At 62.7% G+C, this 5,600-nt stretch carries 6 protein-coding genes; all 6 read right to left on the bottom strand.

Translation table 11 applies throughout. The features are described 5' to 3' along the window. Nucleotides 1–588: 588 nt before the first annotated feature. The 6 genes from A37A_RS0103035 to A37A_RS19925 all read right to left on the bottom strand — a co-directional run bounded on the left by A37A_RS0103035 (nucleotide 589) and on the right by A37A_RS19925 (nucleotide 5,317). On the bottom strand, nucleotides 589–1,152 hold the full coding sequence (locus A37A_RS0103035; protein WP_018290068.1) for a GNAT family N-acetyltransferase: 564 nt from the start codon (nucleotides 1,150–1,152) through the stop codon (nucleotides 589–591). After that, entirely contained in the window at nucleotides 1,145–3,643 is a 2,499-nt protein-coding gene (locus tag A37A_RS15475; RefSeq protein WP_018290067.1) for a DEAD/DEAH box helicase, read from the bottom strand. Before A37A_RS15475 ends, A37A_RS0103035 begins: the two co-directional genes overlap by 8 nt. 15 nt (nucleotides 3,644–3,658) lie before the next feature. Continuing rightward, nucleotides 3,659–4,024 carry a hypothetical protein gene (locus A37A_RS0103025; RefSeq protein WP_018290066.1) on the bottom strand — a complete coding sequence of 122 codons (366 nt, stop codon included), beginning with the start codon at nucleotides 4,022–4,024 and terminating at the stop codon, nucleotides 3,659–3,661. Between the two features lie 234 nt (nucleotides 4,025–4,258). Continuing rightward, nucleotides 4,259–4,570, bottom strand: coding sequence for a DUF5615 family PIN-like protein (locus A37A_RS15470; protein ID WP_018290065.1), 312 nt, complete (start codon nucleotides 4,568–4,570; stop codon nucleotides 4,259–4,261). Nucleotides 4,571–4,631: 61 nt separating this feature from the next. After that, entirely contained in the window at nucleotides 4,632–4,802 is a 171-nt protein-coding gene (locus A37A_RS19930) for a DUF433 domain-containing protein (RefSeq protein ID WP_018290064.1), read from the bottom strand. After that, entirely contained in the window at nucleotides 4,799–5,317 is a 519-nt protein-coding gene (locus tag A37A_RS19925) for a hypothetical protein (protein ID WP_018290063.1), read from the bottom strand. Before A37A_RS19925 ends, A37A_RS19930 begins: the two co-directional genes overlap by 4 nt. Nucleotides 5,318–5,600: the final 283 nt, after the last annotated feature.

Genomic DNA, 5,600 nt, shown 5'->3' with positions numbered 1-5,600 from the left:
CGGTGACGTTGCAGATCGTCCGGGAACGCGGCCCTTTCTCGGTCCGATACGACTCTCGGATGAAATAACTCTTGTAGACCTTCCCCTTCTGCCGCGACTTGACCTCGCAAAAGTACATTACGCACTCTTTTATGCCAAACGCAACGAATACACGGCAATATATTATTTCATATATTACGTACTACATGCTTTCCGTAAGTAATTGATAAATCACAATGTCGGTGAAAAAGTGTCAAAGTCAGGCTAGCTGAAGTGGATTTCCCGATCGCCTAGGTGGCGCGCCACGCGGTGCGGCTTTCCCGCCCTCCGTTCATGCCGGGACGTACTGCTTAGACTGGGATGTCCCGGGCGTGCTCGCGCGTTTTTCCCAAGTCGTAGGCGAGCTGCGTACGGAAAAGGTGGTCCATGTCCAAACCGAACGCCTTTTCGTTGCGGAGCGCCATCTCCGGGGTCAGCACGGCTTGGCCGTGCAGAAGATCGGCTCCAGCCCGAACCAGTCGGGGCGGCAGCGGGCGGTAACGCCGTCGCCTCGGTGCTCTGGCACTGCTCGCGGCACGCGCTCGTCCCAGTAGACAGCTTACGAAGGGATCAGCCCTTCCGATGGGAGAGAGGAGTCCACTCCTCGGAAAGGAGGCCAAAGAGCATCAGATCCTCGAAAACGCCCCGGACGATGAGCTGCTTTCGCTGCGTGCCTTCCCCCCGGAAGCCCAGCTTCTGGATCAGGTGACGGGAACGGAGGTTGCTCGCCAGGCAGTAGGCGCAGATCTTGTGGAGCTGGAGGACCGCAAAAGCATAATCGATGAGGCCGCGCGCGGCTTCCGGCCCATAGCCTTGAGCCCAAAAGGGCCTCCCCAGCCAGAGGCCGATTTCCGCGCGGCGGTGATTGGGTTCCAGAAAGAGGATCCCGGCGCCCACAAATCGACGGTGCTCCTTCTCGAGGATGGCGGCGCTCACGGTTTGCCCTTTTCGGGTCATGGCCACGTGTTCTTCCACCCAAGCAAAAGCTTTTTCGGAATCTTCCGGATAGGTCAGCGAGCGGGTGACCCGGGAGATCTCCGGATCGCCGGCGAAGGCGCGAACGCTTTCCTTGTCGCCCTCTTCCAGCGGTCTTAAGAGGATCCGATCGAGGAGGATGGGAAAATCTCTAGGCATGGGGAGTTCCCGGATTCCCGCCGCGCAAGCGGTCGGCGAGTGCGGAAAGGGCGGCCGCGATCTCTCGGGCGACGGCCGGGGGCGGCAGCGGGATCTTGAAGTGTTGGGCGCCGCTGACCGGATCCCGCTCCACCCACGGATGGGGTGGCGCGGTGGAATCGGACGCCGCGGCCAGCGCGGCGGTGAGTTGGGCGCCCACCTGAGCCAAGGCTTGCCAGGGATCGGGGGAAGCGTTGCCGGAGGCCGCCGCCCCGGAGGATCGGGCGGGCGCCTCCTCGGCGCCCTTCCCATCCGGAGCGATCCCTTCCTCGGGCTCGGTTTCCGCGGCGGGGGCCTCGCTTCCGGCTTCCTCGCTTGGCGTGAGGAGCTCGCCTTCGCCCATCCGGCAGGTGACGGTTTCCACTTCCTTGAGGAAGCGGTGGAGACGCGAGCCGCCGAGGGAGATCTCCCCGCTCTCCCCGTCGAGGATCCCGGCGGAGAGGGAGCGCTTGAAGGCCAGCACCGAAAGCATGCCCTCCTCGATGGTGCCCTTGGAGACGAAGGAGATGACCTGGACCGGGCGGCTCTGACCGAGGCGATGGACGCGCGCGATCCTCTGCTCGAGGATCGCCGGGTTCCAGGGCAGGTCGATGTTCACCACGACCGAAGCCTGCTGGAGATTGAGGCCCGTGCTCCCGGCGTCGGTCGAGAGGAAGACCCGGCAGCCGGAGTCGTCGCGAAAGCGCTCGAGGAGCTCCGGCCGCTTGTCGGAAGGGATGCCGCCGTGGAAGCGGACGTAGCCGAGCTTGGCCGCTTCGAGACGGCGGATGAGGATCTCCTGCGTCCGCGTCCATTGCGAAAAGACCACCGCCTTGGTCCCGGGCTCGGCAAAGAGATTGCCCAAGCGTGCCGCCAGCTCGTCCGCCTTGACGCCATGGTCGCTTTCCTGGTCGAGCAGATAGGTGCTGTTGCACGACATGCGCATCTTCTGGAGTGCGCAGGTGAGCCGCCGCTGGTCCTTGTCGGAGAGGAATCCGGTCTTACGCCAGCGCGCTACGATCTTGGCCACCAGGTCGGCATTTTCCCGGTGGTAGACCATCTGCTTCTCGGTCATCGGCACCAGCAGGTTCTGGTCGGTCCGGCTGGGCAGTTGTCCCAACACCTCGGCCTTGCGCCGGCGGATGAGGATCGGGGCGAGTGTCCGGCCGATCTTCTCGAGCCCGGTGTAGCCGGTGACGCGTCCGGTCTCGTCCTTGACCTGATGCTCGTGGAGGAGCTTCCAGGTCGGCCCGAGCCTGTGCTGATCGACGAACTGGACGATCGAAATCAGCTCTTCCAGCTTGTTCTCCAGGGGCGTGCCGGTCAGGACGATCGCGTAGGGGCTGTCCACGCGCTTCAAGGCGCGCGCCGCGATCGTGTTCCAGTTCTTGACCCGCTGCGCCTCATCGACGATCACCAGGTCCGGGGACCAGGCCGAGATCCGGTCGAGATCGGGCTGGAGCTTCTCGTAGTTGGTGATCTTGCAGAAGTCCTCCCGGGCATAGTCTCTCTCCCGCTGCCGCCGACCCCCCGCGATGACGCGCACGCCGTTTTCCCGCGCTCTCTCGGAGAAGCGCTGGAGCTCGCTCTGCCACTGGTACTTGAGCGATGCCGGACAGATCACCAGCACCTTCGAGACGCCAAAATGGCGCGCCAGGATTTCGGACGTGGCGATCGCCTGGATGGTCTTACCCAGGCCCATGTCGTCACAGAGGAGCGCCCGGCCGGCCCGCGCCGCGAAGAGCGCTCCCTCCGCTTGGTAGGGATAGAGAGGGGTCTCGAGAAGGGTGAGCAGCTTGGGATCGGTCGGACCGCGGGGGAAGAGTCGATCGAGTTCGGCCGCCCGCCGGGCCGCGTCCCGCCGTCCGGCGAGGAAGTCGAGCGCGTCGTCCTGGGCGCGGCACTCATGGCCGGACTGCGCCACTATGGCAAGGAAAGGAGCGATCTCCTCGAAGCGCTCCTCCCGGAGCCGGCCTTCCCGTTCGAGGTCGAAGAGAGCGGCAGCCGCCTCGCGCACGGCTGAAGGGCAATCGGTCCCGGCGCGGAAATGGATCTGGCGTTTCCCCTCGTTCCGCAAGTAGAGCTCCGAGAAGGGTGGCTGGTAGCCGCGCGCGAAGGCCGCCTTGGCCCCGCGCTTCCTTTCGAGAACCCCGAGCGTAAACTCGATGTGCTTGCAGGTTCCAAGCTCGCTCGTGGCAAAATCGGGGCAGGAGCAGAAGTTGCTCCCCGGCTCCCGTCCTCGGATCGCCACCCGATAGTTCGACCGGGAAAGGGGGTTGGTGACCCGGAACTCGGAGAAGAAGGGCTCGCTGCCCAAGTTTTCGAGCCCGAAGGACTGGTCGCGACCGAACTGGCGGCGGAGCCGCCGTTGCCATTCCAAGGGCGTGAGATGGTCGGGCGGGCGATGGCGCGAGAGCTTGGGTTCGGGACCGGGCCCGCTGGCGGCAGTACGATGTTGGCTCTTGGGGCGCATCGAGGGGGTTCCGTTTTAGGCAAGGGTTCTCGCGGAAGACGGCCCCGGCATCGGGCCGTCCTTTTCTGCTGCGTCTCGATTGCCCAAAGGGTTCTCGAGGGGACTTCGGCCGCCAATTTCACCCAAGTGGGTCCGATTGGCTTCGGCGATCTGGGTCAGTTTTGGATCGGCAGCAACATCAGGAGAGAGATCGTTTGCTTCCATGCCGCAAGAATCGGTCAAGGCGTCGCGCTTGGCAATCCGGCTTTGGGTAGCAAGGACCGAGGCTTCCACTCCGTGGCGAGCGGTCTGGCGCGGAGGATCCGACTTGGGGGGGGTGGATGAGCGCAGGCCATGATAGGAGATGCCGCTCCTCGGCAGCGGGATCTCTCCGCCATCCAATGGATTCCTTCAACCGGAGGAAATATTGTCCCGGCTCCTGTTCGCCTTGGGGAGAAAGATCAATCCCATTGGGGGCTTGAGGTTGAGTAGGGGCAATGATTCGAGACGCTGCCTGTCCTGCTCGGACAGAGGATCCTTCAAGAGCAGGTCCGTGACGTCCGCATGGTTCCTCGGCGAAGATCCAGTGCATGTCCCGAACAAAGCGGCAGCGGGGACAACCGCGACTCGTCGCTCTCACGGCGGCAACGGAGAGAACGTTATGGCACCCGACGTGTCGACCTCAAGGACGTGGTTCACGATCGCGTCTTCCGGTTTTCCCTTGGTCTCGAGGAACCCTAAAGCGGATTCCAATAATCTCCAGGTGCCTTCCCGATCGACCGAAGGCAGGATGATGAGGCCGGGATGGAGCTCTGCGTTGCCGACCAGCCGGCGGAAATCCCGGGCGTTCTGCGTCACGAGGATGCGGTCTTCGGCGATGCACTTTTCTAGAACCTTGTGATCCGGCTGAGCCCGTTGCCCAATGTGAAGGGATGGACAACGTCGCACCGGCCCATTCGGTTGAGCCGGTTGGCCAGTTCCGGAGAGAGGGATTCCTCCAGAAACAGCTTCACCCTGTGCGGACCCAAGGACGTCCGCTTGGTCGTCCCCTCAGCGGATGCGAGGCGGCAAAGACCAAGGCCGCTTCCACAGCTTCCCGCGGCAGATCGGGGTTGTCCTTGAGGATGTTCTCGATGGTCTCTCCGTGCTCGACCCGGCCGAGCACCGAGTAGACCGTCATCCGAGTTCCTCGAATGACCGGAGTGCCCCCCCCAGGATGGCTTCATCCGTAGTGATCCACTCGTTCCAAGAACGGAGATACCGTTCGGTTCGATCCATGACGTCCCCAACTAGGCGACCCACATCGACTTCCACGGCGGGAACCACCTCGAGGCGCGCCTTGCTGATGTCTCCAGGATTCAGGGAGGCAAGCTTGTGGAATAACGCCTTCTTGTTGGTCCTCGACAACTCGAGCTTCAAGTGGGTCAGCTTGCTTATGAGCGCGGCGTAAGGAACCGCTGCGGTAGGAAGCATTCGTCGACCCCGCCCGAGTCTTCTTGGCGGCCTTCGGTCCCGGGCGGCCCGATGCTTGCGCGCGGCCTCCACGCTCATGCGGCGAACACGCCGGATCACAACTCGAGTCCCTGGCCTGTATACCGGCAGCACGTGCTCTTCGATAGCTTTCTCGATCAGGCGCTTTTGCGCGCCGGAGAGCTCCTCGACTTCTCGTGGGACCAGCATTCCGATCGCTCTCATAAATTGTCCCTCCCACGGAATGAATTACGCTCCACCTGCCTTCTAGGCAAGATCGCGGGTTCTGCCTAGTACATCGCTTCATAATTACGTGACATAACAGTGCAGACTAGGTATTATGGCTTTCATTATGGGAGCCATTTTAACTGCATTACCGATTCGCGAAGAGCAGAGAGAAGAGTTAGAAGACATCGTCCGCAAGAGGAATGCGAAAGCCGGGTTGGTGATGAGAGCACGGATAATTCTGATGGCTGCCGATGGGGTTTCCAGCGCGGCGATTTCCCGG

The organism is Verrucomicrobium sp. 3C (genome assembly GCF_000379365.1).
Classification (GTDB): Bacteria; Verrucomicrobiota; Verrucomicrobiia; order Methylacidiphilales; family Methylacidiphilaceae; genus Methylacidimicrobium.
Note: the sequence above shows the minus strand (reverse complement) of the source record. Positions and strands in the feature narration are given on the sequence as shown.